General features: G+C 65.2%; 15 protein-coding genes. 6 read left to right on the top strand and 9 right to left on the bottom strand.

Going from position 1 to position 17,566, the window contains the following annotated elements:
• Positions 1-35 precede the first annotated feature (35 nt).
• Positions 36-2,858: a TonB-dependent receptor domain-containing protein gene (locus tag AC5P9P_RS07085; protein WP_231522371.1), complete on the bottom strand. Its 2,823-nt coding sequence runs from the start codon at positions 2,856-2,858 to the stop codon at positions 36-38.
• Positions 2,859-3,218: 360 nt separating this feature from the next.
• Complete coding sequence (locus AC5P9P_RS07080) at positions 3,219-6,026, bottom strand: TonB-dependent receptor domain-containing protein (RefSeq protein ID WP_495232667.1); 2,808 nt, start codon at positions 6,024-6,026, stop codon at positions 3,219-3,221.
• 214 nt (positions 6,027-6,240) lie between these two features.
• Here AC5P9P_RS07080 and apbC point away from each other — a divergent pair, with 214 nt between their 5' ends.
• Positions 6,241-7,095, top strand: a complete 855-nt coding sequence (gene apbC, locus AC5P9P_RS07075; protein WP_005414099.1) for an iron-sulfur cluster carrier protein ApbC — start codon at positions 6,241-6,243, stop codon at positions 7,093-7,095.
• A gap of 171 nt (positions 7,096-7,266) precedes the next feature.
• Positions 7,267-7,839 carry a dCTP deaminase gene (gene dcd, locus AC5P9P_RS07070; protein ID WP_005410499.1) on the top strand — a complete coding sequence of 191 codons (573 nt, stop codon included), beginning with the start codon at positions 7,267-7,269 and terminating at the stop codon, positions 7,837-7,839.
• 106 nt (positions 7,840-7,945) lie between these two features.
• On the opposite strand, the gene AC5P9P_RS07065 is transcribed toward dcd, so the two are convergent.
• From AC5P9P_RS07065 to AC5P9P_RS07055, 3 genes are read right to left on the bottom strand one after another with little or no spacing between them, the layout of a single operon-like run.
• Positions 7,946-8,113, bottom strand: a complete 168-nt coding sequence (locus tag AC5P9P_RS07065) for a LiaI-LiaF-like domain-containing protein (RefSeq protein WP_005410498.1) — start codon at positions 8,111-8,113, stop codon at positions 7,946-7,948.
• 15 nt (positions 8,114-8,128) lie between these two features.
• Positions 8,129-8,551, bottom strand: coding sequence for an HIT domain-containing protein (locus AC5P9P_RS07060; RefSeq protein ID WP_111204150.1), 423 nt, complete (start codon positions 8,549-8,551; stop codon positions 8,129-8,131).
• On the bottom strand, positions 8,548-9,219 hold the full coding sequence (locus AC5P9P_RS07055) for a dienelactone hydrolase family protein (RefSeq protein ID WP_033834542.1): 672 nt from the start codon (positions 9,217-9,219) through the stop codon (positions 8,548-8,550). The genes AC5P9P_RS07060 and AC5P9P_RS07055 overlap by 4 nt, the downstream gene beginning before the upstream one ends.
• 199 nt (positions 9,220-9,418) lie before the next feature.
• Here AC5P9P_RS07055 and rimO point away from each other — a divergent pair, with 199 nt between their 5' ends.
• Positions 9,419-10,780, top strand: coding sequence for a 30S ribosomal protein S12 methylthiotransferase RimO (gene rimO, locus AC5P9P_RS07050; RefSeq protein WP_012480900.1), 1,362 nt, complete (start codon positions 9,419-9,421; stop codon positions 10,778-10,780).
• A complete protein-coding gene (locus AC5P9P_RS07045; protein WP_111172281.1) occupies positions 10,777-11,613 on the top strand; it encodes a DUF3025 domain-containing protein in 837 nt (278 codons plus the stop codon). The genes rimO and AC5P9P_RS07045 overlap by 4 nt, the downstream gene beginning before the upstream one ends.
• Before the next feature lie 157 nt (positions 11,614-11,770).
• Here the strand turns inward: AC5P9P_RS07045 and greB are convergent, their stop codons facing one another.
• Complete coding sequence (gene greB, locus AC5P9P_RS07040) at positions 11,771-12,277, bottom strand: transcription elongation factor GreB (protein WP_012480898.1); 507 nt, start codon at positions 12,275-12,277, stop codon at positions 11,771-11,773.
• Positions 12,278-12,355: 78 nt separating this feature from the next.
• Entirely contained in the window at positions 12,356-13,972 is a 1,617-nt protein-coding gene (locus AC5P9P_RS07035; RefSeq protein WP_495232666.1) for a helicase HerA-like domain-containing protein, read from the bottom strand.
• 10 nt (positions 13,973-13,982) lie between these two features.
• Between AC5P9P_RS07035 and AC5P9P_RS07030 the strand changes: the two genes are divergently transcribed.
• Both AC5P9P_RS07030 and AC5P9P_RS07025 read left to right on the top strand, forming a co-directional pair.
• Positions 13,983-15,587, top strand: a complete 1,605-nt coding sequence (locus tag AC5P9P_RS07030; protein ID WP_024958305.1) for a transglycosylase SLT domain-containing protein — start codon at positions 13,983-13,985, stop codon at positions 15,585-15,587.
• 21 nt (positions 15,588-15,608) lie between these two features.
• Positions 15,609-15,956 carry a ribonuclease E inhibitor RraB gene (locus AC5P9P_RS07025; protein WP_005410490.1) on the top strand — a complete coding sequence of 116 codons (348 nt, stop codon included), beginning with the start codon at positions 15,609-15,611 and terminating at the stop codon, positions 15,954-15,956.
• A 91-nt stretch (positions 15,957-16,047) separates the two neighbouring features.
• Here the strand turns inward: AC5P9P_RS07025 and asd are convergent, their stop codons facing one another.
• The gene (gene asd / locus AC5P9P_RS07020; protein ID WP_033834535.1) at positions 16,048-16,890 is read right to left on the bottom strand and encodes an archaetidylserine decarboxylase; all 843 of its coding nucleotides are present in this window, start codon (positions 16,888-16,890) and stop codon (positions 16,048-16,050) included.
• On the bottom strand, positions 16,887-17,537 hold the full coding sequence (locus tag AC5P9P_RS07015) for an SCO family protein (RefSeq protein ID WP_495232665.1): 651 nt from the start codon (positions 17,535-17,537) through the stop codon (positions 16,887-16,889). The genes asd and AC5P9P_RS07015 overlap by 4 nt, the downstream gene beginning before the upstream one ends.
• Between the last annotated feature and the right edge of the window lie 29 nt (positions 17,538-17,566).

The following is a 17,566-nucleotide window of genomic DNA, read 5'->3' as shown; positions in this document are numbered from 1 at the left end:
CCCCGCCATGGCGGGGCGCCCGGCAGGTGAGGGACTTACTTCCTGCCGAAGTCGTACTGCGCCTGCACGTAGATCGCACGCCCGTAGGCGTTGTACAGGGAGTTGTTGTACGGCACGTCGATGTTGCCGGCATAGGAGTGCTGCTGGTTGTCCGGCACCGTGTTGAACAGGTTGTTGACCATCAGCGAGAACGTCAGGTTGTCCATCGCGCGGTAGTTCACGCTCAGGTTGTACGTCGTGTAAGAGCCCCACTTGCCAGCCTTGTAGCCGGACGTCGGATCGACATAGTCATAGCCGCGGCCCAGGTAGGACATGTAGTTCGGCGTGCGGCCGATGTAGTTGAAGTACAGCGTGGTGGTGAACTTGTCGATTGCCCAGCCCACCGAGCCGTCGGCCCTGACCTTGGCATAGGAGTCGTACACCCACATCGCGTACGGGTTGCCCAGCAGGTCCAGGAACGGGTCGTTGAGCTGCGGCTGCAGTTCACGCTTGAGCATGTTGGTGTAGTTGCTGGAGAACTGCAGCGAGCCGAAGCGGCCGATGTCCTGCACGTACTTGAAGCTGGCGGTCACCGCTTCCAGGTTCTGCCGTGACACGTTCAGCTTCGGCGTGTAGATCTCCTCCAGCGCGCCGGTGGCATCACGGGTGACCCAGTTGGCCACTTCCTCGCAGGTGGCGCCGGCGGTGTTGGTCAGGCCGTTGCGGCAGTAGTACTCGGCCAGCAGCAACTGGTCGGAGCTGAGGGTATTGACCTCGTTCTTGATCTTCCAGTTGTAATAGTCCAGCGACACCGACAGGTTGTTGATCGGTGCCCACACCAGGCCCGCGTTCCACACGTCGGCGGTGATCGGCTTCAGCTCCGGATTGCCCGACTGCGTCCCGAACACCGACACGCTGCCGTAGCGGCAATCGACCGTATTGGACGGATCGAAACCGAGCTGGCCGCAGCGGAAGTAATCCTTGGAGCCGTTGGCGTAGTAGCCACTCTTGCCCTGGAAGGCGTCGGGCAGGGAAGGTGCGCGGAACGCGGTACCGTACTTGCCGCGGAACAGCAGGCTTTCGATTGGGCGGAACTCGACGCCGATGCTATAGGTCGGCTTGTCGACGGTATGCCCGGCGATCTTGAAGTTGTCGTAGCGGCCGGAAGCGGTGACCGTCAGCATGTCATGCAGCGGCAGACGCAGTTCGCTGGTGACGGCGTAGTTGCTGCGATGGCCGTTGCCAGCTACGGAGGTGGTGCCGAACACCGTGCCGTCGGTCAGGCGCACATCCGGCGTGTAGTTCCACCCTTCGCTGCCGCCTTCGACCACGGCGGCAAAGCCGGCGTCGCCGCCCGGCAGCTTGAACAGCGAACTGTTGGTGATCTGCGCGCGGGTCTGGGTCTGCCAGGTGCGGCTGCGGCTGGTGGTGAAGCCGGTGAAGCTCTGGAAGGCCCCTTGCGGCAGCTGGGAATAGAAGGCACCCCAGTTCGGGTTGTAGATGTTGTAGCCGTCGTCGGTCTGGCCCAGCACCGGGCCGAGCACGTTGTCGGCGAACCAGTTGTTGATCGGGTCGTTCCAGCGCGCATAGCCACGCTCGTTGAGCTTGTACTCGCCGTGGGTGATGCTGGCCTCGTAGTCCCAGTTGCTGCCGATCGCGCCGCGTGCGCCCAGCGTGACCTGATAGGACTTGCTGCGGTCGGTATTCATGATGTCGCGGTAGCCGATGCCGCCGATGTCTTCGGGTGCGAACACGCGCTGCAGCCCCAGATAGCGACCGCTGGACTGATCGAAGAACGGCCCCATGCTGATGTCCGTGCCCCAGTAGTTATAGCCGGCACCGGTGTTGTACTTGACGGTTTCGTAGCTGTAGAGGACATCGCCGAACAGCTGCAGGTTGTCATTCACATCGTAGGTCAGCGACGAATAGAGCTGGCTGCTTTCCTTGCCATTCTTGATCGTCTTGTAACCCGCGCCGAACGCGGAGCCGCAGGATTGTCCAGCGCGGCGCGTACCGAGGATGGTGGTGCCGCCGAACTGGCCGGAAACGCCGGCGCAGTTGTTCGGATCCATCATCAGGAAATCATTGGTGTCCGCGTCGAAGACCAGGAAGTCGTTCGAGGGCAGCTGGCGCGTGTAGCCATGCGGATTGTTCTGCTTGGTGATGTCGCGCTGGTAGCCCCAGATCGGGCTGGTCTTTTCATACTGCACATTGACCAGGGCGCGGAAGCGATCGTCCTTGCTGTTGAAGCCATTGGCGCCGCTCACACGGAAGCTGGCGCCACCGCCATCGGAATACGCGCCGCCGCGCACGTTCAGCGTGCCGCCGTCCATGCGTTCCTTGAGGATGATATTGACCACGCCGGCGATCGCGTCCGAACCGTACAGGGATGACTGGCCGCCCGGCAGCACCTCGATGCGGTCGACGATGTCGATGGGGATGCCGCTGATGTTGTTGAATGCGTCGCTGCCGTTGTACAGCGCCGGATAGGAAAGCATCGGGCGGCCATTGATCAGGTACTTGGTATAGCCCGGATTCAAGCCGAACATGCCGGCCGCTTCCGCGCCCTGGGTGAACGATGCCGAGGTCTGGCCGCCTTGCAGGCCGCCGGTGGTCAACGAGGACTGCTGCAGCACTTCGGCAACGCTGGAGAAACCGCGCGCCTGGATCGCCTCGGCACTGATGGTCAGCACAGGCGTCTGGTTCTCGATCTGGGTCTGCGGGATCAGCGAACCGGTCACCGTGACCCGGTCGAGATTGGTGGCGGTCTTGCTGCTGTCCTGGGCCACTGCCGTGGCGCTGGTACCGGCCAGCAGGAGGCTGGCGAGGACGGCGTGGGTGAGCGGGTGGCGCGAGAATGCGAAGTGACGACGAGACATGCGATTACTCCGTGTGATCGTGATGACGCGTTTCCCGTTCCTGGGAATTCGGATTCTGTTCAGCTGCCCTGTCTGCACGGTCTGGCAGCGTGGCCTCAACGTAACACACGCTTAACTTGCCTTGCGCAGTTCTGTAACGGTCGGTGACGGAAGGTTGCGCGCTTCGTGAAAAGCCCCTTCTCCACAGGCATTTCTGCCGTTTTCCGGATTATCGGAGAGCAGGAAAAATGAACATTTGATAAATTTAAATGATATTAATAATCGATACCTCGCGGACTTTCCCCATGCCGCATAAAAGGAAAAAAAAGGCCCCGCCGAAGCGGGGCCTGGTCCAGACACGAAGTCCGGAAAACGACGGGATTACTTGCCGAAGTCGTACTTCATCTGGGCCTGGATGGAGCGGCCGTAGATGCTGTAGAAGGCGCTGTTGTACGGGCTGCCATCGGTACCCTCGTAGCTGTAGCGCTGGCCGGTCGGCATCTTGTTGAAGACGTTGTTGACCATCAGCGACAGGGTCAGGTCTTCCTGTGCGCGGTAGGCGAAGCTCAGGTTGTACGTGGTGTACGAGCCCCACTTGCCGGCCTTGGCGCCGTAGCGGTTGGTGTAGTCGTAGCTGCGACCCAGGTAGGCGACGTAGTTCGGCGTGCTGCCGACGTAGTTCGCGTACACCGTGGTGGTGAACTTGTCGATGTTCCAGGCCACCGACAGGTCACCACGCACCTTGGCGTAGTTGTCGTAGTAGTACATGTTGTACGGATCGCTCAGCAGGTCGATCTTCTGCGCACCCGGCAGCGGCTGCAGCTCGCGCTTCAGCATGTTGGTGTAGTTGCCGGAGAAGTTCAGCGAGCCGAAGCGGCCGATGTCCTGCTGGTACTTCGCGCTGACGGCGACCGCTTCCAGGTTCTGGCTGGCGACATTCAGCTTCGGGGTGTAGACGCGGGTGATCGCACCGGCGTTGTCACGGGTGATCCAGTTGGCAACATCCTGGCAGCTGGCCGAGGTGTTGTTCACGGCACCGGTGGCGCACGCGTACTCAGCCATCAGCAGCTGGTCGCTGCTCAGGGTCTTGACCTCGTTCTTGATCTTCCAGTTGTAGTAGTCAACCGACAACGAGAAGTTGCTGACCGGTGCCCACACAACGCCCGCGCTCCACACGTCGGCGGTGATCGGCTTCAGGTCCGGGTTGCCAGACTTTTCGCTGTAGACCGAGGTGTTCTTGTAGTACGGGCAGAGGTCGTCATTCAGCGCGAAGCCCGCCTGGTTGCAGCGGTAGTAGTCATTCTGGCTGGACGCGTACGAACCGCTCATGCCCTGGAAGGCGTCGGACAGGGTCGGTGCACGGAAGGCGGTGCCGTACTTGCCGCGGAACAGCAGGCTTTCCAGCGGACGGAACTCGACGCCGATGCTGTAGGTGGCCTTGTCGACGGTGCTGTCGGCGATCTTGAAGGCGTCGTAGCGGCCCGAAGCGCTGACCGTCACCATTTCGTGCAGCGGCATGCGCAGCTCGGAGGTCACCGCGTAGCTGCTGCGGTGGCCGGCGCCGGCCACGGCGGTGGTGCCCCACACATTGCCGTCGATGAACGACTGGTTCGGCGAGTAGTTCCAGCCTTCGCTGCCGCCTTCCAGGACCACGGCCAGGCCGGCGTCACCGCCCGGCAGGCTGAACAGCGAGCCGTTGGTCAGCTGCACGCGGCCCAGGTTCTGCCAGGTCTTGCTGTGGTGGGTGCCGTAGCCGGTGAAGCTGCCGAACTCTTCCGGGGTGATCGGCGAGTAGAATGCAGCATAGTTCGGGTTGTAGATGCCGAACTGGCCGCCGGTCTTCGGGTCGGTGTAGGTGCCCAGCTGCTGGCCGAGGACGCGATCGGCGAAGAAGCCGTTGATCTTGTCCTTCCAGCGCACGAAGCGGTCCTGGTCCAGGCGGTACTCGCCACGGGTGAAGCTGGCGCTGTAGTCCCAGTCACCGAACATGCCCTTCGCACCCAGGGTGACCTGGTAGGAACGGCTGCGGTCGGCATTGAGGATGTTGTTGTAGTCGCCGACGCCGATTTCTTCCGGCGCGAAGGCGCGCTGCAGGTTGACGGCCTTGCCCAGGCCCTGGTCGTAGAAACCGCCCATGCCCGACTGCGTGCCCCACCACAGGGCGCTGGAGCCGGAGGTGAACTCGGTCTTTTCCTTGCTGTACAGCACGTCGGCGAACAGCTGCAGGTTGTCGTTCACGTCGAAGGTCATGGTCGAGTAGAACTGACCGCTGTCCTTGGAGTTCTTCAGCGTCTTGTAGCCCGCGCTGTAGATCGAGCCGCAGGACTCGCCCTTGCCTTCACGGAAGCCGACGGTGGTGGTGCCGTCGTACAGGCCGGCGACATTGGCGCAACGGCTCGGGTCCATCATGTAGTACTTGCCGCCACCAATGACCAGGAAGTCGTTGGACGGAGCCTGCGGGGTGAAGCCGACCGGGTTGGTCTGGCGGGTGATGTCGCGCTGGTAACCCCAGATCGGGTTGCCCTTTTCGTACTGGACGTTGACCAGTGCGTTGAAGCGGCCGTCGACGGCGGTGAAGCCGTGCGCGCCGCTGATGCGCAGGTTGCTGCCACCACCTTCGGTGTAGGTGCCGCCGCGGACGGTCATCGTGCCGCCGTCCATGCGCTCTTTCAGGATGATGTTGACGACGCCGGCGATGGCGTCCGAACCGTACAGCGAGGACTGGCCACCCGGCAGCACTTCAATGCGCTCGACGATGTCGACCGGAATGCCGCTGAGGTTGTTGAACGACTCGCTGCCGTTGTACAGCGCCGGATACGAAAGCATCGGGCGGCCGTTGATCAGGTACTTGGTGTAACCCGGGTTCAGGCCGAACATGCCGGAGGCTTCGGCGCCCTGGGTGAAGGCACCCGAGGTCTGGCCACCCTGCAGGCCGCCGGTGGTCAGCGAGGACTGCTGCAGCACTTCGGCCACGCTGGTGAAGCCGCGTGCCTGGATGTCTTCGGAGGTGATGGACATCACCGGGGTCTGGGTTTCAACCTGGGTCTGCGGGATCAGCGAACCGGTGACGGTGATCTTGTCCAGGTTGGTCGCCTTGTCCTGGGCCATTGCCGGGGCGGCGGCCATCAGAGCGGAAATCAGGGCGACGGCGAGCGTGTTGCGACGTGCGGTGTTGCTTACGTATTTCATGTAGTTCCAATAAAGAGCAAAAAACAAAAATCGGCACTGCGCATGCGCCATCGTGCGCGCTGGAAACCAGCTCCGCAGCCCAAAACAGTGCTTCAGGAACGTAACATGAACTTAACAATCTGTGCACGAATCTGTAGCAATCCTGAATTTCAGTCAGGCTACGTCCAGCTTGTATGATGTTGGGTTATTCCCCCTGATACAGCTGGTGCCCGTTGTGAACAGTTCCCCCCGCCGCCCCCATGCCAGCCAGGTCCAGAAGGGACTGACGCCACATGCCCGCATCCGCAATGTCATCGCGGTCGGCTCCGGCAAGGGCGGCGTGGGCAAGTCGACCACCGCGGTCAATCTGGCCGTCGCGCTGCAGCAGCTGGGCGCACGTGTTGGCGTGCTGGACGCGGACATCTACGGCCCCAGCGTGCCCGCCATGCTGGGCTTGTCCGGGCGGCCGGAAAGCCCCGACAACAAGAGCATCGAACCGCTTCGCGCGTTCGGCGTGGACACCATGTCGATCGGCTACCTGATCGAAGAGGACACGCCGATGATCTGGCGCGGTCCGATGGCCACCTCGGCAATGACCCAGCTGTTCAACGACACGCTGTGGGATGACCTGGATTTTCTGCTGATCGACCTGCCGCCGGGCACCGGCGACATCCAGCTGACCCTGACCCAGAAGATTCCGCTGGCCGGTGCAGTGATCGTCACCACGCCGCAGGACATCGCCACGTTGGATGCGAAGAAGGCGCTGAAGATGTTCGAGAAGGTCGAGGTGCCGGTACTGGGCATCGTCGAGAACATGGCGGTGCATACCTGCAGCAACTGCGGGCATGTCGAGCATCTGTTCGGCGAGGGCGGTGGCGAGCGCATGGCCGCGCAGTACGGCGTGCCGTTGCTGGGATCGCTGCCGCTGCAGATCGGCATCCGCGAGCAGGGCGATAGCGGTACCCCGATCACCGTGGCGCAGCCCGATTCGGTGCCGGCGCAGGCCTACCGCCATGCCGCGCAGCGCCTGATCGAGGAAGTGGGCAAGCGCCCGCGGGCGTCGATTCCGATCCTGTCGTCGCTGCTGTAAGCACCTCGGCGGGAAGCACCTCGGCGGGGGGGGGGGGGGGGGGGGGCGTCGGCGGGGGTGGAAGCCCCGGGGGGGGGAGGCGCCCGGGGGGGGGGGGGGGGGGGGGGGGCGCCGGCGACGCCCGGCGCCCTGCTAGAATCCTCGCGCCCCCTCGTACCCCCAGGACAAAGCATGAGCATCAAGAGTGACCGTTGGATCCGCCGCATGTCCGAGCAGCACGGCATGATCGAGCCGTTCGAGGCAGGGCAGGTCAAGCAGGCCAACGGCGAGCGCATCGTCAGCTATGGCACGTCCAGCTACGGTTACGACGTGCGCTGCTCGCGTGAGTTCAAGGTGTTCACCAACATCAACTCGACCATCGTCGATCCCAAGCATTTCGACTCGGGAAGCTTCGTCGACATCACTGCCGACGAGTGCATCATCCCGCCGAACAGCTTCGCGCTGGCGCGCACCGTGGAGTACTTCCGCATCCCCCGCGACACCCTGGTGGTGTGCCTGGGCAAGAGCACCTATGCGCGCTGCGGCATCATCGTCAACGTGACCCCGCTGGAACCGGAATGGGAAGGCCACGTCACCCTGGAGTTCAGCAACACCACGCCGCTGCCGGCGCGCATCTATGCCAATGAGGGCGTCGCGCAGATGCTGTTCTTCCAGGCCGCGGCCGATGACATCTGCGAGACGTCGTACCGCGATCGTGGCGGCAAGTACCAGGGCCAGACCGGTGTGACCCTGCCGCGGACCTGAAGATTGCAGGCGGTTTGTGGAGCCGAGCCATGCTCGGCTTCAAGGCGGGGCAGCCGAGCATGGCTCGGCTCTGCATGAACGAGGGCGGCGCAATGCGCCGCCTTCGTTATTTTCCGCGCCCGAACAGCATCGCGATGCCGACACCCACCAGCGCCACCGGCCACCAGGTCAGCAGCAGCTTGGACAGGTTCAGGTGCGTCCAGCCGAGATTGCTGGCGAGCATGAACAGGCCGATCAGGATCAGCAGGATGGCGGCAACGAGGTTGAATCGCATCGGGTCGGCGAAGGCTCAGGTGTGGGCCGGATATCCTAGCCGTTCCTTCCAGTAGGCGACATGCTGGTCCAGTGCGGCCGCTTCGTAGCGGTGCGCCGGACCGCTGCCCCAGACCGGGCCCGGCCAGGCCGGGTCACCGTCATGGCGGCCGATCACGTGGAAGTGCAGCTGGCGCACGATGTTGCCCAGTGCGCCGATGTTGATCTTCTCCACCCCGTCGGAGCCCTTCAGGGCCTTGCAGGCGCGGTTGAGCTCGGTGCGCAGCTTGTCCTGCTGCTCGCCGTCCAGCTCGATCCACTCGGTGACCCCGGCCAGGCGCGGTACCAGTACCAGCCAGGGGAATCGTTCGTCGTTCATCAGCCGCACTTGCGACAACGGTCCTTCGGCCACCAGCACGCTATCGGTGGCCAGGCGTGAATCGAGTTCGAATTCGCTCATCCAAGATGCTCCGAGAAGAAGTCCAGGGTGCGTTGCAGCGCCAGGGCGGCGCTGTCTGGATCATACGCATGTCCGACCTCCCGGTTGAAGGCGTGGTCGGCCGGATAGACGAAGGTTGCCATCTGCGGCAGCTTTTCGCGGTGGGCCTGGACGGCCTCCGGCGGGATGCTCCTGTCCTGGGCGCCGAAGTGGAAGATCACCGGCGCCTTCGGCGTCTCATCGAGGAACTGGACGTTGCGCGCACCGTAGTAGCTGACAGAAGGCAGGCCCAGGCGCACTGCGGACAGCATCGCCACCGTACCGCCCCAGCAGTAGCCGACGGTGCCGACCTTGCCGTAGGGGGCCAGCCGGGTGGCCGCCGCGCGGACCACTTCCAGCGCCCGTTCCATGCCCAGCGCGGCTACCCGTTCCAGCCCCTGCTTCACGCCGTCGGCGTCGTAGGGCAGGGCATCCGGATCGGCCTCGGGTCCATCGACCAGGTCGAAGAACGACGGTGCCAGCACCGCATAGCCTTCGGCGGCGAAGCGCTCGGCCACGCTGCGGATATGCGGGTTCGCGCCGAAGATTTCCTGCACCACCACCAGCCCGCCGCGCGCGGTGCCCTCGGGGAGTGCCTGCCAGGCCCGTACCGCGCCGTGGTGCGTATCCAGGGTGATCCACTCGGCCATCGTCATCTACTCTCGTTGCAGGGGACAGGGCTGCATTGTCGGTGCTGCGCGGGTTAGCGTGGTGTCAGCGGCTGTGCGCGATCGGGCGGTTGGCCATTCAGAGCCCGGCCGCCAACCCCGGTATACTGGCGCCCCTTCAGGCCCCCAGGAACCCCTGCCATGCCGGCAGGGGCCCAGGCCCCCAGAGTCCCGCGATTCCATGTCCCAGCTGAACCCCAAAGTCGGCTTCGTCAGCCTTGGCTGCCCGAAGGCCCTTGTCGATTCCGAGCGCATCCTCACCCAGCTCCGCTCGGAGGGCTACGACATCGTGCCGTCCTACGATTCGGCCGATGTGGTGGTGGTCAACACCTGTGGCTTCATCGATTCGGCGGTGACCGAGTCGCTGGACGCGATCGGCGAGGCGATGAACCAGAACGGCAAGGTCATCGTAACCGGCTGCCTGGGCAAGCGCCCCGAGCAGATCCGCGAGGCGTACCCCAACGTGCTGGCGGTGTCCGGCCCGCAGGACTACCAGAGCGTGATGGAGGCGGTGCACGAAGCGCTGCCGCCCAAGCACGATCCGTTCGTGGACCTGGTGCCCGACTACGGCATCAAGCTGACCCCGCGCCACTACGCCTACTTGAAGATTTCCGAAGGCTGCAACCACAAGTGCAGCTTCTGCATCATTCCGTCCATGCGCGGCAAGCTGGTCTCGCGCCCGGTCGATGAGGTGCTGCGTGAGGCCGAGCGCTTGGTGCGTGGCGGTGTGCGCGAGCTGCTGGTGGTGTCGCAGGACACCTCGGCCTACGGCGTGGACGTGAAGTACGCAGAGAAGATGTGGCGCAACAAGGCCTACCAGACCCGACTGAAGGCATTGTGCGAAGGCCTGTCCGAACTCGATGCGTGGGTGCGCATGCATTACGTCTACCCATACCCGCACGTGGACGAGGTAGTGCCGCTGATGGCCGAGAACCGCATCCTGCCGTACCTGGACATTCCGTTCCAGCACGCCAGCCCACGCATCCTGCGCCTGATGAAGCGCCCTGGCGCGGTCGAGAAGACTCTGGAGCGCGTGCAGAACTGGCGCCGCATCGCGCCGGACATCACCGTGCGTTCGACTTTCATCGTCGGCTTCCCGGGCGAAACCGAGGCCGAGTTCGAAGAACTGCTGTCGTTCCTGGACGAGGCACAGCTGGATCGCGTCGGTGCGTTTGCCTACTCGCCGGTCGAAGGTGCCACCGCCAACGACCTGCCCGATGCGGTGCCGGAAGAAGTGAAGCAGGAGCGCCTGGCCCGTTTCATGGAGAAGCAGGCGCAGATTTCCGCCGCGCGCCTGGAAGCCAAGATCGGTACCGTGCAGCAGTGCCTGGTCGATGCCATCGAAGGTGACATCGCCGTGGCCCGTTCCAAGGCCGATGCGCCGGAGATCGACGGCCTGGTGCATATCCAGAACGCCGACCAGGTGCCGCTGCGCGTGGGTGAGTTCGTCGACGTGGAAATCACCGAGAGCGACGAGCACGACCTGTACGGCGATGCGCTGCCGGCCGCTACCCGCCCGGCATTCGATCTCAAGATGCTGTGACCGCGGCGACGACCGCCGCCGGTGACGGCAGCGGTGTGCGCCGCTTCGTGCCGCCGCCGCGTGCGGCGGTCGATCCGCAGGTGTTCGCGCACCCGGTGTTTGCCGGGTTGCGCGACGTCCATGACCTGCTGGCCAGCCCTGAGTGGCCGTCCATTGCAGCGCTCGAGGCACGCCTCACGCTGCCCGGCAAGCACCTGGTCGAGCAGGATGCCGCGCTGCTGGCCGACGGCCTGCACTACGAAGCCCGCATCGCACAGGGGCGCATCGCCACCCGCGCCGACAACTGGCATGACCTGTTCAATGCACTGGTGTGGGCCCGTTACCCGCAGCTCAAGCAGGTGCTCAATGTGCAGCAGTGCAGGCATATCGCATCCATGCCGCCGGGCCAGCGCAATCGCGCGCAGGCCGCGCTGACCCAGTTCGACGAAACTGGTGTGATCGTGCGTGTGCGCGATGAGGACGTGTTGGCCGCATGGGACGTGCATGATTGGCCGGCGTTGTTCGAGCCTGCGCGCTGGCAGAGTGGTGACATCGCTATCGCTGCGATATTCGGGCACGCGCTGATGGAGCAGGCGCTGCTACCGGGGCGCCTGCTGGTCGGCAAGTGCGTGGTGGTGCACGGTGAAGTCGATGATGCCTGCGTTGACGCAGTGACCGCGGCCATCGCCGAGGGCAGGGCAGTGACCGATCCCCTGCAGTTGCGTCCGCTGCCGCTGGCGGGAATCCCGGGCTGGCACCAGGGACAGGATGCCGCCTTCTATGCAGATGCCGCGTACTTCCGCCCGCTGCGTGCCGGCCGCCAGTACCCGCCGCCGTTGCACGGATCTATGTAGAGTCGACTGTCAGTCGACTGCTCTTCGTTCCGAGGTCGTGAACGCCCGACAGAAGGCTTCGGCGAGTCATCAACCGCGATGAGGAGCGCGGTGCGTTTACCGTCCGGCTGCGGAGGTTTGTGCCGCGCTTGGCGCGGTAGTCGACTGACAGTCGACGCTACAGCGGTTCGTATTCCACGCTGATCACCGCGAAGGTGAACTGGCCGCCGGGCAGTTCCACCGAAAATTCATCATCCAGCCGCTTCTTCAGCAGCGCACGCGCCAGGGGGGAATCGATGCTGATCCAACCCAGCCCAGCATCGGTCTCATCCGGCCCGACAATGCGATAGCGGCTGGTCTCACCGCTGTCCACGTTCTCCAGTTCCACCCATGCGCCAAAGAACACCGCCAGCGGATCGGTCGGCGTGGTATCGACCACGCGTAGCGATTCCAACCGCTTGGTCAGGTAGCGCACACGACGGTCGATCTCGCCCAGCTGCTTCTTGCGATAGGTGTACTCGGCGTTTTCCGAACGGTCGCCTTCCGCAGCGGCCGCGGCCAGTGCCTTCACCACCTCGGGGCGGCGCACACGCCATAGGTCATCCAGTTCGGCCTTCAGCCGGGCGTGGCCGGAGGCGGTGATCAGGGCGGTACTCTTTTCTGCAGGGGGACGCCAACGCGACATGTGGTGCGACTTCTTTTCAGGGGAACGATGGGGTCGGATCCTTTTGCAGGAAAGGGATCCGACCCCAGTAGTTGCAGATCAGCGCTTGCCGCCGAAGATGCCACCCAGGATGCCACGCACGATCTGGTTGCCCAGCTTGGTGCCGACGGTGCGCGTGGTCTGCTTGGCCATGGTCTCGATCATGCCCTGGCGGCGCTTGGTGCCGAAGATCGCATCCTTGATCGCCTGGCCGAAACCGCCTTCCTGCGCTTCGTCCTGCTCGCGACTACGCGCGGCCGGTGCCTGCGCCTGTTCGACAGTCTTCTGCGCACGCTGGGCCAGCAGTTCGGCGGCCGATTCACGGTTGATCGCGGTGTCGTAGCGGCTGCCGACCGGGCTGCCGGCTCGCACCTGGGCACGCTCGGCCTCGGTGATCGGCCCCATCCGGCAGCGCGGCGGCGCGATCATCGTCTGCTGCACCGGCATCGGCACACCCTTGTCCTGCAGCGCGGACACCAGCGCTTCGCCGGTACCGAGCTGGCTGAGCACCTTGGCCACGTCCAGCTTCGGGTTCGGCACGAAGGTCTCGGCAGCAGTCTTCACTGCCTTCTGGTCGCGCGGGGTGAATGCACGCAGCGCATGCTGCACGCGGTTGCCGAGCTGGCCGAGGATGTTGCCCGGCACGTCATCAGGGAACTGCGAGCAGAAGTACACGCCCACGCCCTTGGAGCGGATCAGGCGCACCACCTGCTCGATGCGCTGCACCAGTGACGGCGGTGCATCGTCGAACAGCAGGTGCGCTTCGTCGAAGATGAAGACCAGCTTCGGCTTGTCCAGGTCGCCCACCTCCGGCAGCTGCTCGAACAGCTCCGACAGCAGCCACAACAGGAAGGTGGAATACAGCTTCGGCTTGAGCACCAGCTGGTCGGCGGCAAGGATGCCGATCATGCCGCGGCCGTCGTGATTGACCCGCATGATGTCGGCCAGTTCCAGGGCCGGCTCACCGAAGAAGTTCTCGCCGCCATCCTGCGCCAGGCGCAGCACCGACCGCTGGATCGCAGCGATGGACTGCGCGCTGACCAGGCCGTACTCGGTGGAGATGTCCTTGCGCTCCTCGGCCACCAGGCCGAGCAGCGCGCGCAGGTCGTCCATGTCCAGCAGCAGCAGGCCACGGTCGTCGGCCAGCTTGAACACGATGTCGAGCACGCCGGACTGGGTGTCGTTCAACTCGAGGATGCGCGCCAGCAGGGTCGGGCCCATCTCGCTGACCGTGGTGCGCACCGGGTGACCCAGCTTGCCGTACAGGTCCCAGAAAATGGTCGGGCTGGCGGCCGGTGCGTAGTCGGCCACGCCGATCTCGGCGGCGCGCTTGAGGAGGTTCTCGGCGCCGGTGCCGGGCACCGCCAGGCCGGACACATCGCCCTTCACATCGGCCAGGAACACCGGCACGCCCAGCCGCGAGAAGCCCTCGGCCAGGGTCATCAGGGTCACGGTCTTGCCGGTACCGGTGGCGCCGGCCACCAGGCCGTGGCGGTTGCCGAGTTTCGGCAGCAGGGTGACGGCCACATCGTCGGTGATGCCTTTGCCGAGCAGAATCGGATCCATGGTCCAGCCCTTGTGGTGAATAGCCAATGTTAACCGCCGGCGGTGACGGTCCGAAGGTCGGCTTGCCCGGACCTTGGCGGCGCCGCTACTCTGCCTGCCTGTTTCGCACACAGTGCCATCAATGCCCGTTCCTGTCCTGATTTCCCGCGGTTGGCCGCTGCTGGCCCTGGCCGGCCTGGTTTCCCTGGCGCCCGACGCCCATGCGCAGCGGGTTTCGGCCCGGGACAAGGTGAAGGTGGATGCGTTGCAGCAGCGCATGACCGTCGCCGAGAAGCGTTACAGCGATGCGCTGCTGCTGGTCGCCAATGCCGACCCCAAGGGCAGCAACGAAGCCGACGCCGCGCTGGAGGACATGGAAGATGTCCTCAACGACTGCGTGAAGCAGAAGGGCTGCCAGATGGGCACCCTGCTGGCCAGCTACAAGCGCCTGCTCAAGCACGACGCCGACGCGGCCGCCAGCGATGACGTGGCCGACGAGGGCGGTGATCGCCTGGAAGCCGACCCCGACCACATCGGCCCGCTTACCGCCGACGTACCGGAGGCCGCGCGCGCTGCCGCGCTGCTGAACGACAAGCGGCACGCCTTCGACAGCATGGTCGAATACAACCCGGCGGTGCAGGCCGGCATCCGCCGCTGGCTGACCGACATGCGCCCGGCGTTGCTGACCAGCTACGAGAACTACCAGAACCTGCGTGCGGTGATGTGGCCGGAGTGGGAGAAGCGTGGCCTGCCTGAAGCGCTGCTGTTCGGCATCATGGCCAAGGAGTCCAATGGCCGCGTGCATGCTTCATCGCGCGCTGGCGCCGCCGGGTTGATGCAGTTCATGCCGGCCACCGGCCGCCGCTTCGGCCTCGGCCCGGATGGCACCGGCTTTGACACCCGCTTCGATGCACGCAGTGCGGCCGAGGCCAGCGCCAGCTACCTCAACGAACGCCTGCGCGAACTGAACAACAACGTGGAAATGTCGGTGGCCGCCTACAATGGTGGCGAAGGCCGCGCCGCGCGCGTGTTCAAGCAGAGCGCCGGGCAGAGCTTCTGGACCGACAGCGTCTACAACCAGTTCCCCGGCGAGACCAAGGACTACGTGCCGATGGTGATCGCTGCGGCCTGGATCTTCCTGCACCCGCAGCAATACGGCGTGGAGTTCCCGAAGATCAGCGCGCAGCCGGCCACGCTGCGCCTGGCCAAGTCGACCACCATCTACGAACTGACCATCTGCCTGGGCAGCCACGGCACCCGCGATGGCTACATGCGCGCGCTGCGCAACCTCAACCCGCGCTATGAGGCCGATGGCTGGATCCCGGCCGGCACGCTGATCAATGCCACCACCCGCATCGCCGGCCTGTACCAGCGCAACTGCGTCAGTGGCCCGCGTGCCGACCTGGCCCGGACGCTGATCACCGCCGATCTGAACGCAGCAATCAAGCGCCCGGCCGCGACCAGCTACACCGGAAGCGTGGCCGTGGGCGGCGTGGTGCCGGTGGCCGATGCGGCCGCGTCCACCAGCGTGCCGACCACGCCGGTCGCTCCGGTGGCCACACCGCGCCCGGCGGCGCGCCCGAAGCCGGTGCGCAGCCACAAGGTGGGCCGGGGTGAAACCCTGGGCGCCATCGCGGCCAAGTTCCAGTGCGACGTGCCCACCCTGGCCCGCGCCAATGGCCTGAAGGCCCCGGCCTACAGCCTGCGCCACGGCCAGACGCTGAAGCTGCAGGGCTGCGACAAGTAATCCCCCGACCCTGGAATCCGCATGGACCTCGAAGACACCCGCAACCTGTTCGCCAACCTCCGCGAAAACACCGACTGGGACATCACCGGCCCGTTGCTGTGGGGGTACTTCTTCGTGCACTCCACTGCCGAGCCGTTGCAGGCACTGGCGCAGCACCTGCAGGCGCAGGGTTACACCTTCGTGGAATTGTTCGAACAGGATCCGGAAGAGGGCGACGCGCCGTTCCACGTGCTGCATGTGGAGCGCGTGGAGATCCACGACGAAGCCTCGCTTGACCGCCGCAACCAGGAATTCGCAGCGCTGGCCGCGGAGAAGGGCGTGGAAGACTACGACGGCATGGACGTCGGTCCGGCCCCGTCCCTGCAGTAACGCGCGTACCGGTAGTGCCGGCCGCTGGCCGGCAATGCTCGACGCGTTGGATCAGCGGAGATGCCGGCCAGCGGCCGGCACTACCGAAGCCTCAGCGCAGCTTCGCCAGCGCCTGGCCCAGCTGCACCGGGCTTTCAGCGCCCAACTGCGGGGCGAAGTCAGCCACGCCCGGCGGCAGCAGCACGATCACGGTGGAGCCGTAGTTGAAGCGCGCCATCTCGGTAAAGCGCTCCAGCCTGATGCCCTGGCCGCGGTAGTCCTTGCGGGTGATGCGGTCGCCATAGTGCGGAATCTCCTCGCCGCTCCACACGGTTTCCACCCCGGACACCAGCAGCGCACCGACCATCACGCTGACCATCGGGCCGAAGCTGGTGTCGAAGTGGCAGACCAGGCGCTCGTTGCGGGCGAACAGGCGCGGTACGCCGTTCACTGCCGCCGGACCAACGCTGAACAGGCGCCCCGGCACGTGCACGGTCTCACGCAGGGTGCCGGTCCACGGCATGTGCACGCGGTGGTAATCGCGCGGCGACAGGTACACCGTGGCGTAGAGCCCATCGTTGTATGGCTTGGCGTCCTCGTCACTGCCCAGCAGTTCGGCAGCGGTGAACGACTGGCCCTTGGCCTGGAAGATGCGGCCGGCCTCGATCTTCCCCAGCTGGCTGATGCGGCCGTCGGCCGGCATCACCAGGCTGCGCGGATCGGCGTCAGCCACGCGCGCACCCGGCTTCAGCGCACGGGTGAAGAACTGGTTGAAGGTCGCATAGCTGCGCGGGTCCGGGTTGGCCGCTTCGTCCAGGTTGACGTTGAACTTGCGGGTGACCGTGTCGATCAGCCAGCGCGATACGCGCGGATCGTCCGAGTACGCCAGCGAACGCGCCATCGAGGACAGCAGGCGGTGTGGCAGGGCGTACGTCAGGGCGGTGGTGAGGCTCATGGGGCGGTTTTCTCGGTCAGCTTCTGCAGGTCGCGGGCAATGGCCGGCGCGTTGAACGGGGGGCGTACCAGGCCGGCAAGGCGGCCCTGCGGGTCGAGCACGGCCAGGCTGGCCGAATGCTCGACGGTGTAATCCTCGGGGTTCTCGTCGAAATGCTTGCCCGGCACCTTCTGGAACACGAAGCCCAACGAGGTGGCGAAGCGCTCCAGCGAGGGAACGTCAGCGGTGGCGGCCAGGGTGTCCTTGTGAAAACCGTGCACGTACTCGCCGAGGCGGGTGGCGCTGTCGCGGTCGGGGTCGACCGAGATGAACAACACGCGTGGGCGCAGGCTGTCGGGCAGGGCTTCCCACTGGTTCTGCGCGCCGGCCAGCTCGGCCAGGGTGGTCGGGCAGACGTCCGGGCAGAAGGTGAAGCCCAGGAATACCACGGTCCAGTGGCCCTTCAGTTCGCCCGGGATCAGGCGGGTGCCGTCGGACTGGGCCAGGTTGAAGTCGGGCAGTTCGCGCGGCTGCGGGTACAGCGTGATCGCTTCGGTGGCCGGGGCATTGGCCGGCGGCTTCGGCGCGAACAGCTGCTGGGCGGCCAGCAGGCCGAGACCCGCCGCCAGGGCGATCAGCAGGATGATGCCGGCGTTGCGATTGAACATGGGGGCTCCCGCGCGAAGTGGGCCCCATC

It is taken from the genome of Stenotrophomonas sp. YJH_SMC_14-1 (genome assembly GCF_059372275.1).
This window is presented reverse-complemented; position numbering and strand designations above follow the sequence as displayed.